Raw genomic sequence first — 22,059 nt, forward strand, 5'->3', positions numbered from 1 at the left:
CGGATCATAGCACCGGGGGTGCGGCATAACCACGCAACAACTGTGTGGAATAGAGGTTCCAGAGCCTTTTGGAATATCAGGAAGCGATGATCAGTTGGCCAGCCACGGTGAACATCATCACGGCGACCAACAGATCCAGAATCCGCCAAGTGCTCGGACGAGCCAGCCACGGCGCCAGCCATGCAGCGCCCAGCGCCAACGTGAAGAACCACAGCAACGACGCACTGGCCGCGCCCACGACATAAGCCCCGGGCTCGGTTTGTTGCGCACCGAGAGAGCCAATCAGCAACACGGTATCCAGATAAACGTGCGGGTTGAGCAAGGTCACCGCCAGGGCGCTGAGCATCACCGCGCGCAGCGAACGTACTGTCTGGTTTTCACCTTGTTGCAGACTTTGCTTCGAGCAGGCCCGACGCAGTGCGAGGCTGCCGTACCACAGCAGAAACGCCGCACCACCCCAACGAGCGATGGCCAATAAAGTCGGGTTTTGCGCCAGCACGGTCGCCAGACCGAATACACCGGCCGCCACCAGCAACGCGTCGCACGTCACGCAGAGCGCCGCCACCGGCAGGTGATGTTCACGTCGCAGGCTCTGGGCCAGTACAAACGCATTCTGAGTACCGATCGCCATGATCAGCCCCGCGGCCACCAACAGGCCGTTCACATAGCTTTGCCACATAAGTTTTTACTCCGCGTTGGCTGCCAGATCCCGAAGCACTTGCAGGGCGCGTTCGGCATCGGCCAGGCCGACAAATAAATGATCGTGGAAGTAACCGGCGATCACGTTGCAGCTGATTCCGGCCTGACCCAACGCGGTGGCGAACGCGGCGGTCAGGCCTACGGCGTCCAGGGCCGAATGCACGTTGAGGGTGATCCAGGCTGCGACGTAGTCGAAGCTGAAACCGGCCTGTTCAGCGTGGGAACGTTGCAGAATCACCGTCAGACCTTCCTGCTCGCGAAAGCTGCCGACAATTTCGAGGCCCGATGGCAACTGACCGTCACGCAGGGTGCAGAACACGTATTCGCCTGCGTTGAGTTGCGGGCTCATGCTGCGTAGCAATGTGGCCAATGAAGTTTCGCCAGCCATGTCGGTAATCCTTGTTCAAGAGTTCTTGCCGGGCATTCTCTGCTGCTAACCTGTATAAGAAAAACCAATCATGCTGATCGCTCATTAGGAAAACTGATGTTCGACTATAAATTGCTGTCTGCCTTGGCTGCGGTGGTTGAGCAGGCCGGTTTCGAACGTGCCGCGCAGGTGCTCGGGTTGTCGCAATCGGCGATCTCGCAGCGCATCAAATTGCTGGAAGCGCGGGTCGGCCAGCCGGTGCTGGTGCGGGTTACGCCGCCCGCGCCGACGGAAATCGGTCGGCGCTTGCTCAACCACGTGCAGCAAGTTCGCTTGCTGGAGCGCGATCTGCAGACGCTGGTCCCTGCGCTGGATGAAGAAGGTCTGCCGGAACGTCTGCGCATCGCCCTGAATGCCGACAGCCTCGCCACCTGGTGGGCCGAAGCGGTCGGTGACTTTTGCGCCGAACAACATCTGTTGCTGGATCTGGTGGTCGAAGACCAGACCGTCGGCCTCAAACGCATGCGTGCAGGCGAAGTGGCCGCGTGTGTCTGTGCCAGCGAACGTCCGGTGGCCGGGGCGCGCAGCGTCCTGTTGGGCGCCATGCGATATCGCGCACTGGCCAGCCCGGCGTTCATCGCCCGGCATTTTCCGCACGGCGTTCGCGCCGAACAGTTGTCGAAAACGCCGGCATTGGTGTTTGGCCCGGACGATTTCCTACAGCATCGCTACCTCGCTTCCCTCGGCGTCGACGGCGGTTTCGAACACCATTTATGCCCATCATCCGAAGGCTTCATTCGCCTGACGGAGGCCGGTCTCGGCTGGGGACTGGTGCCGGAATTGCAGGTGCGCGAGCAACTTGAACGCGGTGTTCTGGTGGAGCTTTTGCCAGATAAGCCCATCGATGTGCCGCTGTACTGGCATCATTGGCGCAATGGCGGTCAGTTGCTGGGGTTGCTGACCGATCAATTGGTGCGCTCGTCGAGGCAATGGCTGGTGCCGTTGACCTGACCGGCAGCGTCAAGACCTCACGCACTACGCAAAACGAAATATTCGGAGCACTACATGAAGATTCTGGTCACCGGCGCAAGCGGCTTCATTGGCGGGCGCTTTGCGCGTTTCGCCCTGGAGCAGGGCCTGGATGTACGGGTCAACGGTCGCCGGGCCGAAAGCGTCGAACACCTGGTGCGCCGTGGCGCCGAGTTCATTGCGGGCGACTTGAGTGACCCGCAACTGGCACGCGACCTGTGTTCCGATGTCGAAGCCGTGGTGCATTGCGCCGGGGCTGTCGGCGTGTGGGGGCGCTATCAGGACTTTCATCAGGGCAACGTGCAGGTCACCGAAAACGTGGTCGAAGCCTGCCTGAAACAACGGGTGCGACGACTGGTGCATTTGTCCTCGCCGTCGATCTACTTTGACGGCCGCGATCACCTCGGATTGACCGAAGAACAGGTGCCCAAGCGCTTCAAGCATCCCTACGCCGCGACCAAATTCCTGGCCGAGCAAAAGGTCTTCGGCGCCCAGGAGTTCGGCCTTGAAACCCTGGCCTTGCGCCCGCGTTTCGTGACCGGTGCCGGCGACATGAGCATCTTCCCGCGATTGCTGAAAATGCAACACAAAGGTCGCCTGGCAATCATCGGTAACGGCTTGAACAAGGTCGATTTCACCAGCGTGCAAAACCTCAACGAAGCCTTGCTCAGCAGCTTGCTGGCCAGTGATTCAGCCTTGGGCAAGGCCTACAACATCAGCAACGGCGCGCCGATTCCGTTGTGGGATGTGGTCAATTACGTCATGCGCAAAATGGACGTCCCACAGGTGACCCGCTACCGCTCCTACGGCTTGGCTTACGCCGTGGCGGCGCTCAACGAGGGCGCTTGCAAGCTGTGGCCGGGTCGCCCCGAACCGACCTTGTCGCGCCTGGGCATGCAGGTCATGAACAAAAATTTCACCCTGGACATCAGTCGCGCGCGGCATTATCTGGATTACGACCCGAAGGTCAGTCTGTGGACCGCCCTCGACGAATTCTGCGGCTGGTGGAAGGCTCAGGGCATTCACTGACAAATCCCGTTACTGAACGGAGAGTGAGGTTCAGGGTCAATCGATGCGGCCGACGGGTTTATACTTCGCCGCATCAAGCCATCACCGCGTTCCACAAAGGTTGACTCAATGTCCATGCGTAACGATGCCAACGACGACTTCGACGATGTACCGAGCCTGCGTGCCGACAGCCTCGATGACGATGACTTTGTGCCCACCGCCCGCACCGCCGTGCATTCGCGCACGCCGCCGGTGGTCAAGGTCAAAGCTGCCAGCTCCGGCCCGTTGTGGGCACTGGTCGGCGCCTTGTTCTTTGCGTTCGCTGGCCTTGCCTGGTGGAGCTTTCAGCAGATCTCGCTGATGGAACAGCAACTGGTGGCCACCCAGGAAAGTTTCGCGCGGATCAGTGAGGACGCTGCGGGGCGCTTGCAGGACATTTCTGGCAAGGTCGTCGCCAGCCAGACCAACGTCACCAGCGACAGCGAAGCGCTGAAACTGCAAATCAAGCAGCTGGAAAGCAAACTCCAGGACCAGAGCAAGCAGCAGCAAGGCGTTGTCGGCCAGACTTCGGACCTGGACAAGCGTCTGGCGCAAATGACCGCGCAAACCGCCGATCTGGACAAGCGCCTGGCGCAAGCCACCGCCCAGAACACCGAGCACCAGACCGCCAACACGCAATTGCAGGCCCAGGTCAAAGCCCTGAGCAGCGAACTGGCCGCCCTGAAAAGCGCGCCGGCGGACACTGAAAAATTCGACGCACAGCTGAAAAGCCTCGGCGCCGACATCGTTGCGCTGAAAAAACAAGGCAACCCGAGCGCCGCGATCGAGCGTCTGGAACAGGACATGATCGTGCTCAAAAGCGAGCAGGACAACCGCCCGGCCGCCGGGCCTGCCTCGTCCAACACCGCCGAGTTCGACGCTTTCCGTGCTTCGGTCACCCGCAACATCAACACCCTGCAGGCGCAGATTCAGAACTTGCAGCAGCAGTTGCGTGCCAGGCCTTGAGGGTGAGGACGCGGTAATTCGCTGCAATACCATTTTGCAGACTGCGGTTCGCTGAATATCCATACATGCCCCATTGCCGTCTACGCTCTTGAAACACTGACAAGAACGAGGGATGCGCAATGGGGTTTTTGCACAGGTTGGCCCTGCTGGGCGCGATGCTGTTGCTGTGTATGGGGCAGGTTCAGGCTGCCGGCACCGAAAAGGACGACAGCAAGGCTGCCATCGCCTTGCTGGAAAAAGCCCTGGCCTATTACCACGACAACGGTGACAAGGCGTTCGCGGCCTTCAGCCGACAGGGCGAGTTTGTCGACAAGGACCGCTACGTATTCGTGCTCGATACCAACGGCGTGATGCTCGCCAGCGGTGGGCCTTCGTCGGCGTTGATCGGGCGTGATGTGTCGGATGTGCTCGGGCCGGATTTGCAAAAGGCCTTCAAGGACGCGTTGAAGGTGCCGGAGGGCAATGGCATTCAGCAGGCGGAATATCGCTGGCAGAACTGGTCCGACGGAAAGGTCGAACGCAAGCATGTGTTCTATCAACGGGTCGGCCAGCGGATTCTGGCGGTGGGTTACTACTTGCCACGGGCGTCGGCGGAGCAGGCGATGGCGTTACTGAACAAAGCGGCGACCGATCTGGCCAAGGACGAGAAGGGTACGCTCACGGCGATCAACTCGCTGAAGGGCGGTTACTTGCAGGATGACCTGTATGTGTTTGTCGTCGATCTGGACACCCAGCGCTATGTCGCCCACGGTACCAACCTGCGGCTGATCAATACCGATTTCGGCAAGATCAAGGACCCTGAAGGCAAGCCGGTGGGCGAGCCGATCCTGGCGTTGATCGCCAAGCAGGATTCTGGCGAATATGAATATCGGTGGAAAAACCCGGTGACCGGCAAGGTCGAGGACAAGCATGCGTACCTGAAGAAGGTCGGGCATTTTCTGGTGGCGGTCGGGTATTACAGCCCTTGATGGTGGTGACTGACAGACCGCCATCGCGAGCAGGCGACTCGGTGTATCTATCGAGCCTTGTCCTCCCGCCCCCGCAACACCCGGTTCGGCATGGCAATCGCCGCCGCCAACCCCAGCAACGACACCGCGGCACTGACCATCAACAAATGCCGGAAGGTCAGCAGCAGCTCGGCGCGCAAGGCGTTCTGTGCATCCCCCGGCGCGGCGTTCAGGCCGTCCAGCAAGACGTTCCCCGAGCTGCCCTCGGCAATCAGCGTCGAGCCGGCCAGATGGGCGAAACTCGAGTCTTGCAGTAACGCCAGCAACAGCGCCGACATCAACGCCACGCCCACCGCGCCGCCCAGGGAGCGGAACAGGTTGGTGGTGCTGGTCGCCACGCCGATGTCCCGTTGTTCCACGGAGTTCTGCGTCCCGACCAATGACGTCGGGAACTGCATGCCGGAGGCGATCCCGCTGAGCACCATGAACAGACTGCTGAGCACCACGGCCTGTGGCGGGCTGAATGCCATCCCGAGAATGGCGATCGGCATGAGGAGGGCGCCCGCGAGGATCATCGGTTTATAGCGCCCTGTCACCGAGGTCCGGCGCCCGGCGAAATACGCACCGATCGGCAAACCCATGGCCAGTGGCAACAGGTGCAGCGCGGCGCTATCCGCTCCGGCGCCCGTCACGCTCTGGAAGCGCAGCGGCATCAGCACAATCAACGAAATCGCCTGGAAACTGGTGAAGAAAATCGTGCACCAGCACAGGATCGCATTGCGGTTGGCGAACAGGTGCATGGGCAGCAACGGCTCCCGCGCACGGCGCTCATGTCGGACGAACAAGGCCAGGACCACCACCGCACAGCCGAGCAAACCCAACACCTCGGCGCTGCGCCACGAGTGGCCCTGGCCGACCTGGGTGATACCGAGCAACAAGGCCGTCAGACCGATTATCATCAGCAGCGTGCCAAGGTAATCGATGATCGGCTTGCGCTGCGGTACGGGCAGCCCCACCAACGTGCGATTGGCCACCAGCCACGCGCCCAGACCCAGCGGCAGGTTAATCAGGAACACCCAGCGCCACGACAGGTATTCGGTCATGTAACCGCCGAGCACCGGACCGGCCACGCTGGCCACCGCGTACATGCTGCTGAAATAACCTTGATAGCGACCCCGTTCGCGGGGTGGCACGATGTCGCCGATGATCGCCTGGCTGACTGAAATCATCCCGCCGGCGCCAATGCCCTGAAGAATGCGCGCCAATACCAGTTGCTCCATGCTCTGGGCCATGCCGCAGAACAACGAAGCTATCGTGAACAGCCCCATGCCGAACAGCATCAACGTGCGCCGACCGTACAGGTCGCCGAGTTTGCCGTAGATCGGCACCGCCACGGTCATTGCCACCATGTAGCCGGAAATCACCCAGGCCAACAGGCTGACATCCTTGAACTGTGCGGAAATGGCCGGCATCGATACGGCGACAATGGTCTGGTCCAGCGCGCCGAGAAAAATCGCCAGCATCAGGGCGATCAGCACGCTGCGAATGGCCGGTTTAGGCGTGTCAGGCTGGTTGAGATTGGTCACGTTGGAACCTGCGGGCAGTGAAAGTCCCGCAAGAGGTAATGGCGAGCGGGGATGCTCGCCAGTGTAAGTCGGTAGCAGGCTATTCGATAGCCTCATAAGGAAGCCCGACATAATTTTCTGCAATGGTTTTTCGACCCGCCTCAGAGCTGACGAAGTAGTCCAGCTCCGACTCACTGATGCGTTGGCTGAACTCGTCGTGATCGTCAAAGCGATGCAACATCGAGGTCATCCACCAGGAAAACCGTTCGGCTTTCCAGACCCGGCGCAGACAGACCTCGGAGTATTTTTCCAGCAAGTCGACGCGGCCCTCGCGGTAAACCTTCAGCAGGATATTGAATAATGTACTGACGTCACTGGCCGCCAGGTTCAGGCCTTTGGCGCCGGTCGGCGGGACGATGTGAGCAGCGTCGCCGACCAGAAACATCCGGCCGTATTGCATCGGTTCGACCACGAAACTGCGCAACGGCGCGATGCTTTTTTCGATGGACGGCCCGGTCACCAAAGACTCGGCCAACGCAGCAGGCAGCCGGGATTTGAGCTCATCCCAGAAACGCTGATCGGACCAATTCTCAACGTGTTCGTCAGCAGGCACCTGAAGGTAATACCGGGTTCGGGTCGCCGAGCGCATGCTGCACAGGGCAAAACCGCGTTCGTGACGGGCGTAGACCAACTCATCGTGAACCGGTGGCGTGTCCGCGAGAATCCCCAGCCAGCCGAATGGATAAACCCGTTCGAAGACCTTCAGTTGCTCGGCGGGAATCGATTGCCGCGCCACACCATGAAAACCGTCGCAACCGGCGATGTAGTCGCAATCGAGCCGAAAGGTTTCGCCGTCCTTTTCGAACGTCACGTAGGCTTCATCGGATTTCATGCCGTGGGGTACGACGTTGACGGCTTCGTAAATCGTCTGCGCACCGGCCTCCCGACGAGCGGCCATCAAGTCACGGGTGACCTCGGTCTGCCCGTAGATCATCACGGTTTTGCCCCCGGTCAAGGCTTGCAGATCGATGTGTACCTGACGCCCGTCGAGGGCCAGTTCGAAGCCGCCGTGAACCAGCCCTTCGGCGTCCATGCGCTGGCCGACACCGGCCTGACGCAGCAGCTCTACCATGCCTTGTTCGAGGACACCGGCGCGGATTCGCCCGAGCACATAGTCCGGGGTCTGGCGTTCGAGGATGAGGGTGTCGATACCGGCGTTGTGCAGTAATTGACCGAGCAGCAAACCAGACGGACCGGCACCGATGATAGCGATTTGGGTTTTCAGCGTTTTCATTGTTTTTAGGACTCGCAAGCTCCACACGACCAGAGTCGGTGAATTATTTTTATGGATCGAGTGCTTGCATTTTTCACTTGCGGGTCTGTCAATTGAAGGTGAAAACTGAGCCGATAGCTGTACATTCTGCCAATCGGTGCGATTATCGCCCGCCACCTTCCGAGGCCTGGATTGAAGTTATGAACAAGCCTGCCCTGCCTTCGATACCGGTGTTCAAGCTCTATGGTGAAAGCCTGGACTGGCCGACCCCGGACTTGTTGCACTGCGAAACCATCTCCAAACGCAGCCGCGAACATCAGTGGGAAATCAAACCCCACCGCCACGCCGATTTGTGCCAGTTGCTCTTCGTGTTCAAAGGTCAGGCAGAGCTTGAAATCGAAGGCAAACGCACGCAGCTGAACGAACCGGCGATCCTGGTCCTGCCGCCGTTATCGGTGCACGGTTATCGTTTTTCCGAGGATGTCGAAGGATTCGTCCTGACGCTGGCAGCGCCGCTGGTCGCCCATCTTCAGGCGCAACTGGGCAACTCGGTGAACGCCCTGGCGCAGGCCGAAAGTTATCCGGCCGGCAATGACGGTGAGTACCTCAACAGTTTGTTTTCTGCGTTGCAAAACGAATACACCGGCCATCAACCGGCCCGGGAAATGCTCATGCATTCGCTGGTCAGCGTGATCATGGTGTGGGTCAGCCGGCAGGTGCTGCAGCGTCGCTCGGCCACTCAGCGACCGCAGCGCGCGCGGGAATATCTCAACGGATTTATTCAACTGGTGGAAGAGACCTATCGTCAGCACGTCAAGGTCGAAGATCTGGCGCATCGCTTGGGCATTTCGGTGTCGCACCTCAACGGCACGTGCCGTGAACTGGCGGGGCAACCGGCGTTGCAGATCATGCACGAGCGGCAATTGCTGGAGGCCAAGCGTTTGCTGACTTACACCAGCATGACCATTTACGAAATGTCCGATGTGTTGGGGTTTTCCGATCCGACCAACTTCACGCGCCTGTTCCGGCGTCGTGTGGGAATCTCGCCCAAGGCGTTCCGCGACCGCTTGAAGGCCGATCAGGACAACGAGGCCTGATCTTCGTCGTTATCGGAGGGCGTTGAGGGTGGCGTTGTGGGGAATGCAACGCTCGAAATTACAACTCGCGTACTCACGGGGCAGGTTTCGCAACTGCTCGACGCGCCAGGCCGCGGTGCCGTACAGCGCCAGCGTCGCCGCGCAGGTGATGAAAATGGCGAGGTATCTTCTTGTTTTCGTGTTCATGGCGTTGACCTCTGAACGAATACCCTTCGGTACTCCTTTCAGCATAGGTCAGCGGCAGTGAGTTGCCAGTCACGCGTTCTGCGCATGTATCCCGACATTCAGAACACTGATGTTCCCTGTGGCAGCTGGCTTGCCCGCGATGACGGCCTTCCTGTCAGCAATGATGTGACTGATAGATCGCTATCGCGGGCAAGCCCGCTCCCACAGGGGCCTCTTAAAGTCCGATATCCCACGCGGGTTCTTCGGGGAATCTGAGCACCAGAAAATCCAGCACGCTGCGCAGCGCCGCCGGCATGTGTTTGCGTGAGGCATACACCGCGTAGATGTTCATCTGGCGCGGTTCGACCTGGGGCAGCAGGCGGATCAGTTCGCCGCTGTGGATATGCACACCCGCCTGATAACTCGGCAGCATCGCCACCCCGGCGCCGGCGATCGTTGCGCGTAGCAGCGTACTGGCTTCATTGGCGCTGATGTTGCCCTGCACCGGCACCGAGACCGGTTCGCCGTCCTGTTCGAAATGCCACAGACTTTTGCCGAAGTAGGAATGAGTCAGGCAGTTGTGCTGGCTCAGGTCTTCCACCTGTATTGGCGTCGGGTGTTCTTGCAGGTAGGCGGGAGAAGCGCAGATCACCGAGCGGCAGACCGTCAGCCGCCGCGCAATGAGGTTCGGGTCCAGGTCATTGCTGGTGCGAATCGCCAGATCGATGCGCTCATCCACCAGGTTCACCGTGCGGTCGAGCATCTGCAGGTCGATGCTGACGCCGGGGTAACGCTTGACGTAGGCGGCCATCGCATCGGCCAATTGCGCCTGGCCGAACGAGGTGCTGACGCTGATTCGCAGCAGGCCACGCGGTGCATCGTCCGGTTCGCTGACGGCTGCTTGCATGTCCGTGGACAGGTCGAGCATCTGCCGACAGCGCGGCAGTATTTCACTGCCGGCAGCGGTCAGGCTCAATTTACGTGTAGTGCGATGCATCAGGCGTGCGCCGACCCAGTCTTCCAGTTCCGCCAGATACCGCGAAACCACCGGCCGCGACAGGTCCAGATGATCGGCGGCGGCCGACTGGCTGCCGAGGTCGACCACTGTGACGAATACGCGCATTGCTTGTAGACGATCCATGATTTGCCCGCTTTCAGAAACAAACTATGTTCCAGCATCGCATTTTTTGTACTGAGTCAGGCAACTAAGCTCTGTTCCATCGCCAAGCATGGCACTCGGACAACGGAGCAACAGATGATCGGTTTCACTTCCCTCAAGCGTATTTTGCTGGCCACGGCTACCCTTGGTTTCGCGGCCCACGCGGCGGCATCGACGCTGACGCTGGATGTTTATAACCCCGGCGAGAAAGCGATCTTCCCGGTGACGTCGGTGCTGGTCAGCGGCGACAAGGACGCGATTCTGGTGGACGCGCAATTCGGCAAGTCCCAGGCCGAGCAAGTGGTGGAAAAAATTCGCGCCAGTGGCAAGCAACTGACCACCATTTACATCAGCCACGGTGACCCGGATTACTACTTCGGCCTCGACACCCTGACCGCCGCGTTCCCCGATGCCAAAGTGCTCGCCTCGCAGCCGACCGTGGACCACATCAAGCAAACCGTCGACGGCAAACTGGCGTTCTGGGGACCGAAAATGGGCGCCGACGTGCCGGCCAAAACCATCGTGCCGGGCGTGCTCAAGGGCGACAGCCTGATGCTCGAAGGGCAGAAGCTGCAGGTAGTCGGTCTTGATGGCCGGCAACCGGATCGCACCTTTGTGTGGATCCCGTCGATCAAGGCAGTGGTCGGTGGCGTAGTCGTCGCAGAAAACATTCACGTGTGGATGGCCGATACCCAAACCGCTCAGTCCCACGCTGATTGGCTGGCTACGCTGCATTCCATCGAAACCCTGAAACCGCACACCATCGTGCCGGGTCACTACCTTGGTGAGAGCGCCCGTTCCCTGGCTGCCGTGCAGTTCACTGCCGATTACATCAAGGCCTTCGACGAAGAAACCGCCAAGGCCAAAGACGCTGCCGCGCTGATCGCCGCGATGAAAAAACGCTACCCGAAGCTGGGCGAAGAAAGCTCGCTGGAGCTGAGCGCCAAAGTCGCCAAGGGCGAGATGAAGTGGTAACCCGATTGACCCACTCACACTGATCCACACTGGAGAACGTCATGAGCAACATCGCAATCATCGGTGCCACCGGCCGTGCCGGCAGCCAATTGTTGGAAGAAGCCCTGCGTCGTGGTCATAGCGTTACGGCCATCGCTCGCGATACGTCGAAAATCGGCCAGCGTGCCGGGGTGGTCAACAAGAACGTTGACGCCCTCGATGCCCAAGCGCTGCAAGCGGCAATCGCGGGTCATGACGTGGTGATCAGCGCCGCGCACTTCGCGACCCTGCCTGCCAGCGCCGTCATCGGGCCGTTGAAACAGGCCGGGGTGAAACGTCTGTTGGTGGTCGGCGGGGCGGGTTCGCTGTTGCTGCCGGACGGTACTCGCGTTATCGACAGCAAAGGTTTTCCTGAAGAGTACAAAACCGAGGCCAGTGCCGGTGCTCAATTCCTGGAGAACCTGCGTAAGGAAAAAGATCTGGACTGGACCTTTGTGTCGCCCTCTGCGGAGTTCATCGAAGGTGATCGCACGGGGTCGTTTCGAATCGGCAAGGATGATTTGCTGGTGAGCGGGGCGGGGCGCAGCTGGATTACGTTTGCTGATTATGCGATTGCGATGCTGGACGAAGTTGAGACGCCGAAGCACTCCCGTCAGCGGTTTACTGTCGGGTATTGATGGCGCGGCTTATACCTTCGCCGGCAAGCCAGTTCCTACAGGGGGACAACATAAACCTGGTAGGAGCCGGCTTGCCGGCGATGCTTTTGGGCCGTCACCGACTCTGGGCCTGCTCGACCAACCACCCCATCAACTCGCGCAACTTCGGTGAAGGCGCGGGTTTCTCCGGGAAAACCAGGTAATACGCCAACCCGGTTTTTACCTTCAATTCAAACGGCATGACCAGTCGCCCGGCGCTCAGGTCGTCGCCAATCAACGACCAATCGCCAATCGCCACACCCGTCCCTTGGGATGCCATCGACATCGCCAAGTCCAGGGTTTCGAAGTGCTGGCCTTTGCTGACATTGCTCAAATGAAGGTCCGCCGCTTTCAACCAGGCATTCCAGTCGCGCTCATCCCGCGTCGGGTGCAGCAGCAAATGCTGTTGCAGATCCGCGGGTGCCTGCAAGGCCGTCGGGCCTTCCAGCATCGGTCGTGAACACACCGGGGTCAGTTGCTCATCGAACAGCAGATAAGACGTCAACGCACTGTCCGGCGGCGCGCCATACATCACCGCCGCATCGAATTGCTCGCGATGAAAATCCACGCCGTGCTTGACCGTGGTGGTCAACTCCACCGGCACATCCGGACGCTCCCGTTGCCACTGTAAAAGGCGCGGCAACAACCAGCGCATCACACAGGTCGGCGCCTTGAGTTGCAGGGTTTCGCGCTTCTCACCGATCTGCTCCACCGCCTCGTCGATCAGGCCGAAAATCTGCTGCACCCGTGGCAGCCACTCCCGTCCTTCAGCGGTCAAATCCAAGCCGCGGGCCTGGCGAATGAACAGCTCATAACCCAGATGCTCTTCCAGCCCGGCGATCTGCCGACTCACCGCGCCCTGGGTGATGAACAGCTGTTCGGCCGCACGGGTGAAGTTGCAGCACTGCGCGGTGATCAGAAAAGTGTACAGCGCCGGCAGGGGAGGCAATCGTTTCATTGGGATCCAAGGTATGACGTGAGGACATGGCTAGTATGACTTTTTATCCATTGTTGCGGCTACGTGTCGCCCGTTCCAATGAGGCCATCCCTGGACCTGCCCGCTCATCATAAACACTGCGCAGGCCCGGCGTCTCAAACGAACAAAAAGGGCAAAAGACATGGCGACGTGCGGCGAAGTATTGGTCAAGTTACTCGAAGATTACGGGGTCGAGCAGGTGTTCGGCATCCCCGGGGTTCACACCGTGGAGCTGTATCGCGGGCTGGCCCGTTCGAGCATCAACCACGTCACTCCGCGTCACGAACAGGGCGCCGGTTTCATGGCTGACGGTTATGCACGCACCAGCGGAAAACCGGGTGTGTGCTTCATCATCACCGGTCCGGGCATGACCAACATCACCACCGCCATGGGTCAGGCCTACGCCGATTCGATCCCGATGCTGGTGATCTCCAGTGTGCAGACTCGCAACCAGTTGGGTGGCGGTCGCGGCAAGCTCCATGAACTGCCGAACCAGAGCGCCTTGGTCGGCGGCGTGGCAGCGTTCTCCCACACGCTGATGTCGGCGTCCGAGTTGCCGGGCGTCCTGGCCCGCGCTTTCGCGCTGTTCCAGGCCGGTCGCCCGCGTCCGGTGCACATCGAAATTCCCCTGGACGTGCTGGTCGAAGAGGCCGATGACCTGCTCAGCAGCCTGCCGGTCAACATCGACCGCGCCGGCGCTTCGCCCAGCGCGATCAGCCGCATGACCGAGCTGCTCGCCGGCGCCAGGCGTCCGCTGATTCTGGCCGGTGGCGGTGCCATCGATGCCGCTGCCGAATTGACTGAACTGGCCGAACTGCTCGACGCGCCGGTGGCGCTGACCATCAATGCCAAAGGCATGCTCGAATCCGGCCATCCGCTGTTGATCGGTTCGACCCAAAGCCTGGTCGCAACCCGCGCACTGGTGGCCGAGGCCGACGTTGTTTTGGCCATTGGCACCGAACTGGCCGAGACCGACTACGACGTCACCTTCGCCGGCGGTTTCGAAATCCCAGGCGTGCTGCTGCGCGTGGACATCGACCCTGACCAGACCGTGCGCAACTACCCGCCGAAGGTCGCCTTGGTGGCCGACTCGCGTAACGCAGCACAAGCCTTGCTGGGCGCGCTGTCTCACAAATCGCTGGCCGAGCGCCAAAACGATTGGGGCCAGGTCCGCGCCGCGCGCTTGCGCGAAGACCTCGCCGCCACTTGGGACGCGCCGACCCTGGCCCAGACCCGTTTCCTCGAAACCGTCCTGCACGAATTGCCGGACGCCGTGTTCGTCGGCGATTCGACCCAACCGGTGTACACCGGCAACCTGACCTTCAACCCGGAACGCCCGCGTCGCTGGTTCAACTCGTCCACCGGCTACGGCACCCTCGGTTACGCCTTGCCTGCGGCGATTGGCGCCTGGCTTGGCGGCAGCGCTGAAAACGGCGCGCGTCCTCCGGTGGTGTGCCTGATCGGCGACGGTGGCCTGCAATTCACCCTGCCGGAACTGGCCAGCGCCGTTGAAGCGCGTACCCCGGTGATCGTCCTGCTGTGGAACAACCAAGGCTACGAAGAGATCAAGAAATACATGGTCAACCGCGCCATCGAACCGGTCGGCGTGGACATCTATACCCCGGACTTCATCGGGGTCGCCAAGGCATTGGGCTGTGCGGCCGAAGCGGTCAACGGCGTCGATCAACTGCGCAGCGCCTTGCGCATCGCCGCCGATCGTCAGGGCCCGACCCTGATTGAAATCGATCAGACCCAGTGGATGAAGGCGGTGTCGAAATGACTTTTCCCACCACCCTCGACGGTCTGTTCATTGACGGAAAATGGTTGGCCGGCAGCGAACACCTGCGTGTGATCAACCCGGCCACTGAAGCGCTGCTGACCACCGTGAATGGCGGCGATGCAAGCGCGGTTGACCAAGCGGCAAACGCAGCGACCGAAGCCTTCAAGGCCTGGTCGCAAACCACCGGCGCAGAGCGTGGCGCGATCCTGCGCAACATCGCCGCCGGCGTACAGGCCGGTCGCGAGCAATTGATGCATTTGCAGTCGAGCAACAATGGCAAGCCGCTGTTCGAAGCGGCCATCGACGTCGATGACGTGATCGCCACATTCGAGTACTACGCCGGCCTGGCCGAAGGCCTCGATGCCAAGCAAGACAGCAACGTCGAGCTGCCGACCGACGACTTCAGTGCCCGTGTGCGACGTGAACCTGCGGGTGTAGTCGGCCTGATCGTGCCGTGGAATTTCCCGATGGTCACCACTGCCTGGAAACTTGCGCCGGCCCTGGCCGCCGGTTGCTGTGTGGTGCTCAAGCCCTCTGAAGTGACGCCGCTGCCGGAGCTGGAGCTGGCGGCGATCATCGCTGACTCTGGTTTGCCAAAGGGCGTGTTCAACGTGGTCTGCGGCACTGGTCTGGCGGTCGGCGCGCCAATGTCGGCAGACCCGCGCATCGCCAAGATTTCCTTCACCGGCAGCAATGCGGTCGGTGTGCAGGTGATGCAACGCGCCGCCGAAACCGTGAAGGGCGTGAGCCTCGAACTGGGCGGTAAATCCTCGCTGCTGGTGCTGGCCGATGCCGACATCGAACTGGCCGTGGAAGTGGCCTGTGGCGGTGGTTTCTTCAACGCCGGGCAAATGTGCTCGGCCACCAGCCGTGTGCTGGTCGCCGATGAACTGGCCGACGAATTCCTCCTGCGCCTGAAGGCCCGCGCCGAAGCCATCCGCGTGGCCGACCCGTTCGACCCGAACGTGGAAATGGGCGCATTGGTCAACCAGGCGCAATACCAGCGCGTGCTCGGCCACATCGACCGTGGCTTGAGTATCGGCGCCAAGCTGATTTGCGGCGGCAATCGTCCGGCAGATCTGCCACGCGGTTATTTTTTGCAGCCGACAATTTTCACCGAAGTGCCCCTCGACAGTGCGTTGTGGTGTGAAGAGATTTTCGGCCCGGTGATCTGCGTGCGCAGTTTCACCTCCGAAGCCGAGGCGATTGCCCTGGCCAACGACAGCCAGTTCGGCCTGGTGGCCAGCGTGGTGACGCGTGATGTCGAGGCGGCGGATCGGGTCGCCAACGCTTTGCAGGCGGGGCTTGTGTGGATCAACGCGCCGCAAGTGATCTTCCCGCAGACCGCCTGGGGTGGCTACAAGCAGAGCAGCATCGGCCGCGAACTGGGGCCGTGGGGCTTGCAGGCTTTCCAGGAAATCAAACACGTGATTCGCGCCGTCTGACGGCACGAAAAAGGTGAGTGCATGCCTCGTATCGAGGCATGCACTGATGTCATGGCTTCGATGAGTTTTTATCGATAGTCAGCTTTTTTGCACGACCTCAGGATGAACTCACTGGTTCAGCCAAACCCCCGAAAATACGAGGGATAACGCTGGTCCGGCCGCGCGGATGCAACAGTTTCGACCTGCCTTATACCTACAAAAACAAAGGGAGTCCGTAATGGGCGAGCATGATCTGAACAGACGTCAATTTATCAAAACCGTGGGCGTGGCTTCGGTTGCAGCGGCGGCCATGAGCTTGCCCTTCGTCAAGGCCAATGCCAGCGATACCCGTTTCCAGGGCAAGACTCTGCGCTTGCTGACCTGGTCGGATGACACCGGCCTGGCTGCGCTGCGCAACATTGCGGCGACTTTCGAAGACAAGTACGGCTGCAAGGTCATCGCTGACCGCACCGGCAGCACCTCGGAAATGGTCGCTAAACTCAAGGCCGCGGGTGATCGTCCGCAGTACGACATCATCACCCTGGCCGGCGTCGGCGCCGAAGGTCTGGCCGCCGCCAACCTGCTGGAAAAACCCGACCTCAACCGCATTCCCAACCTGGTCGATGTCCCGGAGAAATACCGCACCGGGGCCAATGGCCACGGGATCGGTTACCTGCTCTGGTGCAACAGCCTGGTCTACAGCACTCGCACCATCAAGGAAGCGCCGGACAGTTACGCCGCCCTGTGGGACGCGGAGCTGTCGCCGAACATCTTCCTGCCGCCGCCGAACTGGACCGAGGCCATGGACCTGATCATCATCGCCGCCAAACTGGCCGGTGGTGACGAGCACAACATCGAGCCAGGCTTCAAGAAACTCGCCGAGCTGAAAGATCGTGTGGTGACCCTGGGTGAAAACCCGAACCAGATCGCCGAGCTGTTCCGCACCGGTTCCCTGGACATGGGCGGCCTGTACGCTCCGGCCTTCTTCCCGAAGCAGATCCGCGATCCGGCCTACGGCCTGGGTGCCACGTTCGGCATGAAGGAAGGTTTCTACACCGACCTGATGCTCTCGGTAATGCCGAAGAATCGTCCGGGCGATACCGACCTGACCTACGCCTTCATCAACCACTCTCTGGACCCGCTGGTACAGGGCAAGATGGCTGAAGACATCTACAACGGCCCGGTCAACGCTAAGGCGATCATCTCTGCCGAAGCGCGCAAGAGCCCGTACATCCTCACGCCTGAGCAGATTGCCGAGAAGGCGATCATGCACGACAACGCCTTCCTGGCCTCCGTGCATGACCAATGGATTCGTCGCTACACGGAAATCTTTTCTTCCTGATCGAGTGGCGAACACAGGATCTTCAACTCACAGAAGATCCCCTGTGGGAGCGAGCCTGCTCGCGATGACGGCCTACCTGTCACATTGATGTGACTGACAGATTGCTATCGCGAGCAGGCTCGCTCCCACAGGGGGCTGATGTGGATTCAAAGCCTGTGTTTGCCAGCTGCTTTCCATTGACGAGACCCTTGCTATGGAACACCAACCTCTGACTCATCCGGTCGCCGCCGCTGCATCGCGCGCCAATCGGGGTGTTTCGCCGACGACCCGCGCCTGGTTTTTCCTCACGCCGTCGATGCTGTTTCTCGGCGTGCTGATTGCCGCCAGCCTGCTGGTGCTGCGCATGAGCGTCGGCACCAAAGGCGCGGAATGGACCGGGTTCAGCCTGGCCAGTTACGCCCAGTTGCTGGAACCGTATTACCTCAAATCCTTGCTGCTGACCTTGCGCCTGGCGCTGATCAGCGCAGTGATCGCCGTGGTACTGGCGATCCCGGTGGCCTACACCATGTCGCGCCTGACTTCGCCGTTTGTGCGCAGGATCTTCCTCGCCGCGGTGCTGCTGCCGTTGCTGGTCAACCTGCTGCTGCAAAGCTACGGCTGGCTGGTGATTCTCGGCCCGGGCGGGATGCTCAATCAGGCCCTGATGGGCCTGGGCCTGATCAAGCGACCGATCATGCTCCTGTACAACCAGAACGGCGTGTTGATGGGCCTGGTGCAAACCGCGTTCCCGTTGGCCGTGTTGCCGATTGCCAGCGCCATGCGCGGCGTCGCCCGCACTTACGAAGAGGCCGCCGCCACCCTCGGCGCCAGTCGCTTTCAAGTGTTCCGCCAGGTGGTTCTGCCGATGAGTTTTCCGGGGATCATCACCGGCGCGACCCTTGTTTTCGCCTACAACGCCAGCAGCTTCGTGGTGCCGTTGCTGCTCGGTGGCCGGCGCGTGCCGATGCTGGCGGTGATGGTCCATGACCAGATCGCCCCGCTGATGAACTGGCCCGCCGCGTCCGCCGCCGGTGTGGTGCTGATTGTCACCACGCTCGCGATCATGACCCTGTCCGAATACATCACTGGCCGTCGTCGGCGCATGCTGGAGGCTTCGCAATGAGCTCTGTGATCAAGAAACGTTATGGGCTGCTGCCCGGCGAAACCGGCAAGTTTGCCGGCATCCTCTCAGGCTTCATTTTGCTGCTGGCGGTGTTGCCGATCCTGACCATGATCGTCATGTCGTTCAGCGGTGCGTCGAACCTCGACTTCCCGCCGAGCAGCTACAGCCTGCAATGGTACAAGGCCGCCTGGCACACCTTCGTGTCGCCGGATTCCAGCGATGTGCTGAGCCTCGGCAAAGCCATGACCACCAGCCTGATGGTCGCGTGCCTGACCATGGTCTTCGCCACCATCATCGCGGTGCCGGCGGCTTACGCGCTGACCCGGTGCGAGTTCCGCGGCAAAGCGGTGGCGCTGCAGCTTATGTCTTTGCCCTTGGTGTTTCCGATGGTGGTGTTGGGCCTGGCGTTGCTGCTGGTGTTCGACAGCCTGCCGTTCCAGATGACCACTTCGCGGCTGGTGATTGCCCACGTGATCCTGGCGCTGCCATTCGTGGTGAAAAACTGCACGGCGGCGATGCTCTCCATCGGCAGCGAAGTCGAAGAGGCCGCGCAAATGCTCGGTGCTTCGCCAACGCGGGCGATCATCGATGTGGTGGTGCCGCTGATGAAGTCGGGGATTCTCGCGGGGATGCTGCTGGCGTTCATCGTCTCGTTCAACGAATTCACCGTGACCTATTTCCTTTACACCATCGATGTCATGACCGTGCCGATCTGGATGTACAGCCGCACCGTGTCGTCGCTCGACCCCACCGTATTTTCGTTTGCCGTGCTGATCGTGCTGATCGACTTCGTCCTGATCTGGGCGCTGGAGAAGCTGGTCGGTGAAGGTGGCGTTTCGTTCTGATTCTTGAGGTGATTCATATGTCTGGTCTGATTCTGGAAAACGTCGAGAAACATTACGGCTCGGCCTGCGCGGTAAAGGATGTGAACCTGCATTTGCCGGAAGGCAAACTGGTGTGTTTCCTCGGCCCGTCGGGTTGCGGTAAAACCACCTTGCTGCGGATGATCGCCGGTCTTGAAACCCTGACCGGCGGCGAGATCCGCCTCGACGGCGAAGACATCGGCCACACCCCGGCGCATCAGCGTAATTTCGGCATGGTGTTTCAATCGTTGGCGCTGTTTCCGCACATGACGGTTGGGGAAAACATCGCCTACCCGCTGAAACTGCGCGGGGTCAGCAAGGCTGATCAACAGGCGCGAGTGGTGGAGCTGCTGGAGCTGATTCAGTTGCAGGAAATGATTGATCGCCCGGTGGCGAAACTGTCTGGCGGTCAACGCCAGCGCGTGGCGATTGCCCGGGCGATTGCCAACCACCCGAAAATCCTCCTGCTGGATGAGCCGCTGTCGGCGCTGGACGCCAAGCTGCGCGAGTCGATGCAGGTGGAGATTCGTCAACTGCAACAACGCCTGAACATCACCACCATCATGGTCACCCACGACCAGCGTGAAGCGATGACCATGGCCGATATCGTCGTGGTGTTGGGTGAGCATCGTGTGCAGCAGGTGGGCACGCCGATCGAGATTTACCGCCACCCGGCCAACGAGTTTGTCGCGGACTTTATTGGCTCGGGCAACATCTTCCCGGCGACCGCGCTCGGTAACGGCCAGGTCAGCCTGCCGGGGGGGGATGCCCTGCACGTGCCGATCTGCACGAGCATTGCGGCGGGGGAGAAGGTCAAGATGCTGATCCGCCCTGAGGACTTGCAACTGTCGCAGCCGCAGGCGTCGGCGGGGAATCGCTTGCTGGGCACCGTGACGTTCGTGCGTGATATCGGCGCGACGATCGAGACGACCGTGGAGTGTTCGGGCGTGTCGTTTACGGCGCTGAGCACGCCGTGTCAGGGTTTTGGGTTGAGCATTGGCAACCCGGTGTCGGTGACATTGCCGGCCGAGGCTTGCCGCGTACTCGGTGCCTGATCCGGATTGATGTGGGCCTTAATGGCCCCATCGCTGGCAAGCCAGCTCCCACAGGTTCATCGGTAGTCACACGATTTTGTGATCACCCGCAATCCTTGTGGGAGGCTTGTCGGGTGCTCGGCGCCTGATCCTGAATTTTTACAGCCTGACCTGGCCTCATCGCTGGCAGGCCAGCTCCCACAGGTTCATCGGTGTTCACACGATTTTGTGATCACCCGCAATCCTTGTGGGAGGCTTGTCGGGTGCTCGGCGCCGGATCCTGAATTTTTATAGCCTTACTGGCCTCATCGCTGGCAGGCCAGCTCCCACAGGTTTATCGGTGGTCACTTATTGTGTGATCACCCGCAATCCTTGTGGGAGCTGGCCTGCCAGCGATGGGGCCATCAGTTACACCCTCAAGGCTGAATCAGACACTCAACCGCAACCGCGCCAAATCCCGCAACGGCGGCGCGCCGAACAATCGGCTGTACTCACGGCTGAACTGCGACGGGCTTTCATACCCCACACGATACCCCGCCGCCGATGCTTCCAATCCTTCCGCCAGCATCAACCGCCGCGCTTCCTGCAAGCGCAGTTGCTTCTGATACTGCAACGGGCTCATCGCCGTCATCGCCTTGAACCGGTGATGCAAGGTCGACACGCTCAAATTCACTTCCTTGGCCAAATCATCGATGCGTAGCGGCTGCTCGTAATTGCCGTTGAGCCATTTGATCGCCTGGCTGATGCGGTGGCTCTGGCTGTTGGCGATGGCAATTTCATACAGCCGATAGCCCTGCTGACTGCGCAACAACCGATAGAGAATCTCCCGACGAATCAACGGCGCGAGCATGGCAATGTCTTTCGGCGTGTCCAGCAAACGCGCCAGGCGCAGCACCGCGTCGAGCATCGCGGTGTCGATTCGTTCGACATATAAGCCACGACCGGTCGGACGGGTTGGTACGCCGAGCGGGCCGGCGTCGGCAATCAGCGCGGTGATTTCCGCCGGGTCAATGTCCAGCCGTACCGAGAGGATCGGTTCTTCAGACGTGACGTTCACGATCCGCCCGCTCAGGGGCATGGAGACCGACACCACCAGGTAATTCAGTGGATCGTAATTGAAGAATTCGTCGGCCAACCTGACCTCTTTGCGCCCCTGCGCCATGATGCACAACGCCGGTTGTGCCAGCACCGGGGCGAAGTCATGGGACTTGCTGTGTTTGCCCAAAAACAGCGAGCCGACGGCGGTCGCATAATTGCCATCCTCTGTGGTGTTGCGACGGATGATGGCTGCCAGTTCCGCGCGCTGCTTCTCCATGTCGGCGTCCGGCGGGGCTTGAAAGTGATCGAGCGACGACATGCAGGGCATCCTCGGCGAAACAGTGGGAATGAGCAGAGCTTAAATTTGTGCAAGGCAGGGCGGTAGACACATCCTGCGAAAAGCTTGCCTGATTCTGCACGGGGTTGCAGAGGTCGGCCGGTATGGCAGTTGCGCGCAAGGAAAACTTGCTTGAACCTCGTGTTTCAGCCCGCTTACAGGTTTTACACATTGTTACAGGCGCTGAAGGCAGCTTCGCA

Annotated in this window: 21 protein-coding genes; 13 read left to right on the forward strand and 8 right to left on the reverse strand. The window is 60.6% G+C overall.

Features of this window, described 5'->3' with window-relative positions; genetic code table 11:
• Window positions 1-76 precede the first annotated feature (76 nt).
• The gene (locus tag F8N43_RS17300) at window positions 77-679 is read right to left on the reverse strand and encodes a LysE/ArgO family amino acid transporter (RefSeq protein ID WP_150631170.1); all 603 of its coding nucleotides are present in this window, start codon (window positions 677-679) and stop codon (window positions 77-79) included.
• 6 nt (window positions 680-685) lie between these two features.
• Window positions 686-1,087, reverse strand: a complete 402-nt coding sequence (locus tag F8N43_RS17305; RefSeq protein ID WP_150654081.1) for an ACT domain-containing protein — start codon at window positions 1,085-1,087, stop codon at window positions 686-688.
• A gap of 96 nt (window positions 1,088-1,183) precedes the next feature.
• On the opposite strand from F8N43_RS17305, the gene F8N43_RS17310 reads away from it, so the two are divergent.
• From F8N43_RS17310 to F8N43_RS17325, 4 genes are all read left to right on the forward strand, one after another.
• Window positions 1,184-2,077: a LysR family transcriptional regulator ArgP gene (locus tag F8N43_RS17310; protein WP_150631168.1), complete on the forward strand. Its 894-nt coding sequence runs from the start codon at window positions 1,184-1,186 to the stop codon at window positions 2,075-2,077.
• A gap of 54 nt (window positions 2,078-2,131) precedes the next feature.
• Entirely contained in the window at window positions 2,132-3,124 is a 993-nt protein-coding gene (locus tag F8N43_RS17315; protein ID WP_150654082.1) for an NAD-dependent epimerase/dehydratase family protein, read from the forward strand.
• Between the two features lie 108 nt (window positions 3,125-3,232).
• Entirely contained in the window at window positions 3,233-4,108 is an 876-nt protein-coding gene (locus F8N43_RS17320) for an ATPase (protein ID WP_150654083.1), read from the forward strand.
• 119 nt (window positions 4,109-4,227) lie between these two features.
• The gene (locus F8N43_RS17325) at window positions 4,228-5,076 is read left to right on the forward strand and encodes a cache domain-containing protein (protein ID WP_150631165.1); all 849 of its coding nucleotides are present in this window, start codon (window positions 4,228-4,230) and stop codon (window positions 5,074-5,076) included.
• Between the two features lie 47 nt (window positions 5,077-5,123).
• Here the strand turns inward: F8N43_RS17325 and F8N43_RS17330 are convergent, their stop codons facing one another.
• Together F8N43_RS17330 and pobA are read right to left on the reverse strand one after the other, a co-directional pair.
• A complete protein-coding gene (locus tag F8N43_RS17330; RefSeq protein WP_150631164.1) occupies window positions 5,124-6,641 on the reverse strand; it encodes an MDR family MFS transporter in 1,518 nt (505 codons plus the stop codon).
• 79 nt (window positions 6,642-6,720) lie between these two features.
• The gene (gene pobA / locus F8N43_RS17335) at window positions 6,721-7,905 is read right to left on the reverse strand and encodes a 4-hydroxybenzoate 3-monooxygenase (RefSeq protein WP_191623668.1); all 1,185 of its coding nucleotides are present in this window, start codon (window positions 7,903-7,905) and stop codon (window positions 6,721-6,723) included.
• Window positions 7,906-8,093: 188 nt separating this feature from the next.
• Here pobA and F8N43_RS17340 point away from each other — a divergent pair, with 188 nt between their 5' ends.
• A complete protein-coding gene (locus tag F8N43_RS17340) occupies window positions 8,094-8,990 on the forward strand; it encodes a helix-turn-helix domain-containing protein (RefSeq protein ID WP_150631162.1) in 897 nt (298 codons plus the stop codon).
• Between the two features lie 9 nt (window positions 8,991-8,999).
• Here the strand turns inward: F8N43_RS17340 and F8N43_RS29340 are convergent, their stop codons facing one another.
• Window positions 9,000-9,176: a hypothetical protein gene (locus F8N43_RS29340; RefSeq protein WP_191623667.1), complete on the reverse strand. Its 177-nt coding sequence runs from the start codon at window positions 9,174-9,176 to the stop codon at window positions 9,000-9,002.
• Window positions 9,177-9,390: 214 nt separating this feature from the next.
• Entirely contained in the window at window positions 9,391-10,296 is a 906-nt protein-coding gene (locus tag F8N43_RS17345; protein WP_224787835.1) for a LysR family transcriptional regulator, read from the reverse strand.
• Between the two features lie 114 nt (window positions 10,297-10,410).
• Between F8N43_RS17345 and F8N43_RS17350 the strand changes: the two genes are divergently transcribed.
• Together F8N43_RS17350 and F8N43_RS17355 are read left to right on the forward strand one after the other, a co-directional pair.
• A complete protein-coding gene (locus tag F8N43_RS17350; protein WP_150631161.1) occupies window positions 10,411-11,289 on the forward strand; it encodes an MBL fold metallo-hydrolase in 879 nt (292 codons plus the stop codon).
• 41 nt (window positions 11,290-11,330) lie between these two features.
• A complete protein-coding gene (locus F8N43_RS17355) occupies window positions 11,331-11,945 on the forward strand; it encodes an NAD(P)-dependent oxidoreductase (protein ID WP_150639451.1) in 615 nt (204 codons plus the stop codon).
• A gap of 94 nt (window positions 11,946-12,039) precedes the next feature.
• Here the strand turns inward: F8N43_RS17355 and F8N43_RS17360 are convergent, their stop codons facing one another.
• Window positions 12,040-12,921 (reverse strand): LysR substrate-binding domain-containing protein, encoded by an 882-nt coding sequence (locus F8N43_RS17360; RefSeq protein WP_150654084.1) that lies wholly within the window; start codon window positions 12,919-12,921, stop codon window positions 12,040-12,042.
• Window positions 12,922-13,081: 160 nt separating this feature from the next.
• Here F8N43_RS17360 and F8N43_RS17365 point away from each other — a divergent pair, with 160 nt between their 5' ends.
• The 6 genes from F8N43_RS17365 (at window position 13,082) to F8N43_RS17390 (ending at window position 20,505) form a co-directional block, all read left to right on the forward strand.
• Window positions 13,082-14,719 carry a 5-guanidino-2-oxopentanoate decarboxylase gene (locus tag F8N43_RS17365; protein WP_150631158.1) on the forward strand — a complete coding sequence of 546 codons (1,638 nt, stop codon included), beginning with the start codon at window positions 13,082-13,084 and terminating at the stop codon, window positions 14,717-14,719.
• Window positions 14,716-16,164, forward strand: a complete 1,449-nt coding sequence (locus F8N43_RS17370; RefSeq protein ID WP_150631157.1) for an aldehyde dehydrogenase family protein — start codon at window positions 14,716-14,718, stop codon at window positions 16,162-16,164. The genes F8N43_RS17365 and F8N43_RS17370 overlap by 4 nt, the downstream gene beginning before the upstream one ends.
• A 217-nt stretch (window positions 16,165-16,381) precedes the next feature.
• Entirely contained in the window at window positions 16,382-17,485 is a 1,104-nt protein-coding gene (locus F8N43_RS17375) for an extracellular solute-binding protein (protein WP_010457579.1), read from the forward strand.
• Window positions 17,486-17,678: 193 nt separating this feature from the next.
• Window positions 17,679-18,587, forward strand: coding sequence for an ABC transporter permease (locus F8N43_RS17380; RefSeq protein WP_150631156.1), 909 nt, complete (start codon window positions 17,679-17,681; stop codon window positions 18,585-18,587).
• Entirely contained in the window at window positions 18,584-19,432 is an 849-nt protein-coding gene (locus F8N43_RS17385) for an ABC transporter permease (protein ID WP_150631155.1), read from the forward strand. Before F8N43_RS17380 ends, F8N43_RS17385 begins: the two co-directional genes overlap by 4 nt.
• A 17-nt stretch (window positions 19,433-19,449) precedes the next feature.
• A complete protein-coding gene (locus F8N43_RS17390) occupies window positions 19,450-20,505 on the forward strand; it encodes an ABC transporter ATP-binding protein (protein WP_150631154.1) in 1,056 nt (351 codons plus the stop codon).
• A 406-nt stretch (window positions 20,506-20,911) separates the two neighbouring features.
• On the opposite strand, the gene F8N43_RS17395 is transcribed toward F8N43_RS17390, so the two are convergent.
• On the reverse strand, window positions 20,912-21,841 hold the full coding sequence (locus tag F8N43_RS17395; RefSeq protein ID WP_150631153.1) for an AraC family transcriptional regulator: 930 nt from the start codon (window positions 21,839-21,841) through the stop codon (window positions 20,912-20,914).
• Between the last annotated feature and the right edge of the window lie 218 nt (window positions 21,842-22,059).

Origin of the sequence: Pseudomonas fluorescens (assembly GCF_902498065.1) — a bacterium.
Taxonomy (GTDB): Bacteria; Pseudomonadota; Gammaproteobacteria; order Pseudomonadales; family Pseudomonadaceae; genus Aquipseudomonas; species Aquipseudomonas fluorescens_BJ.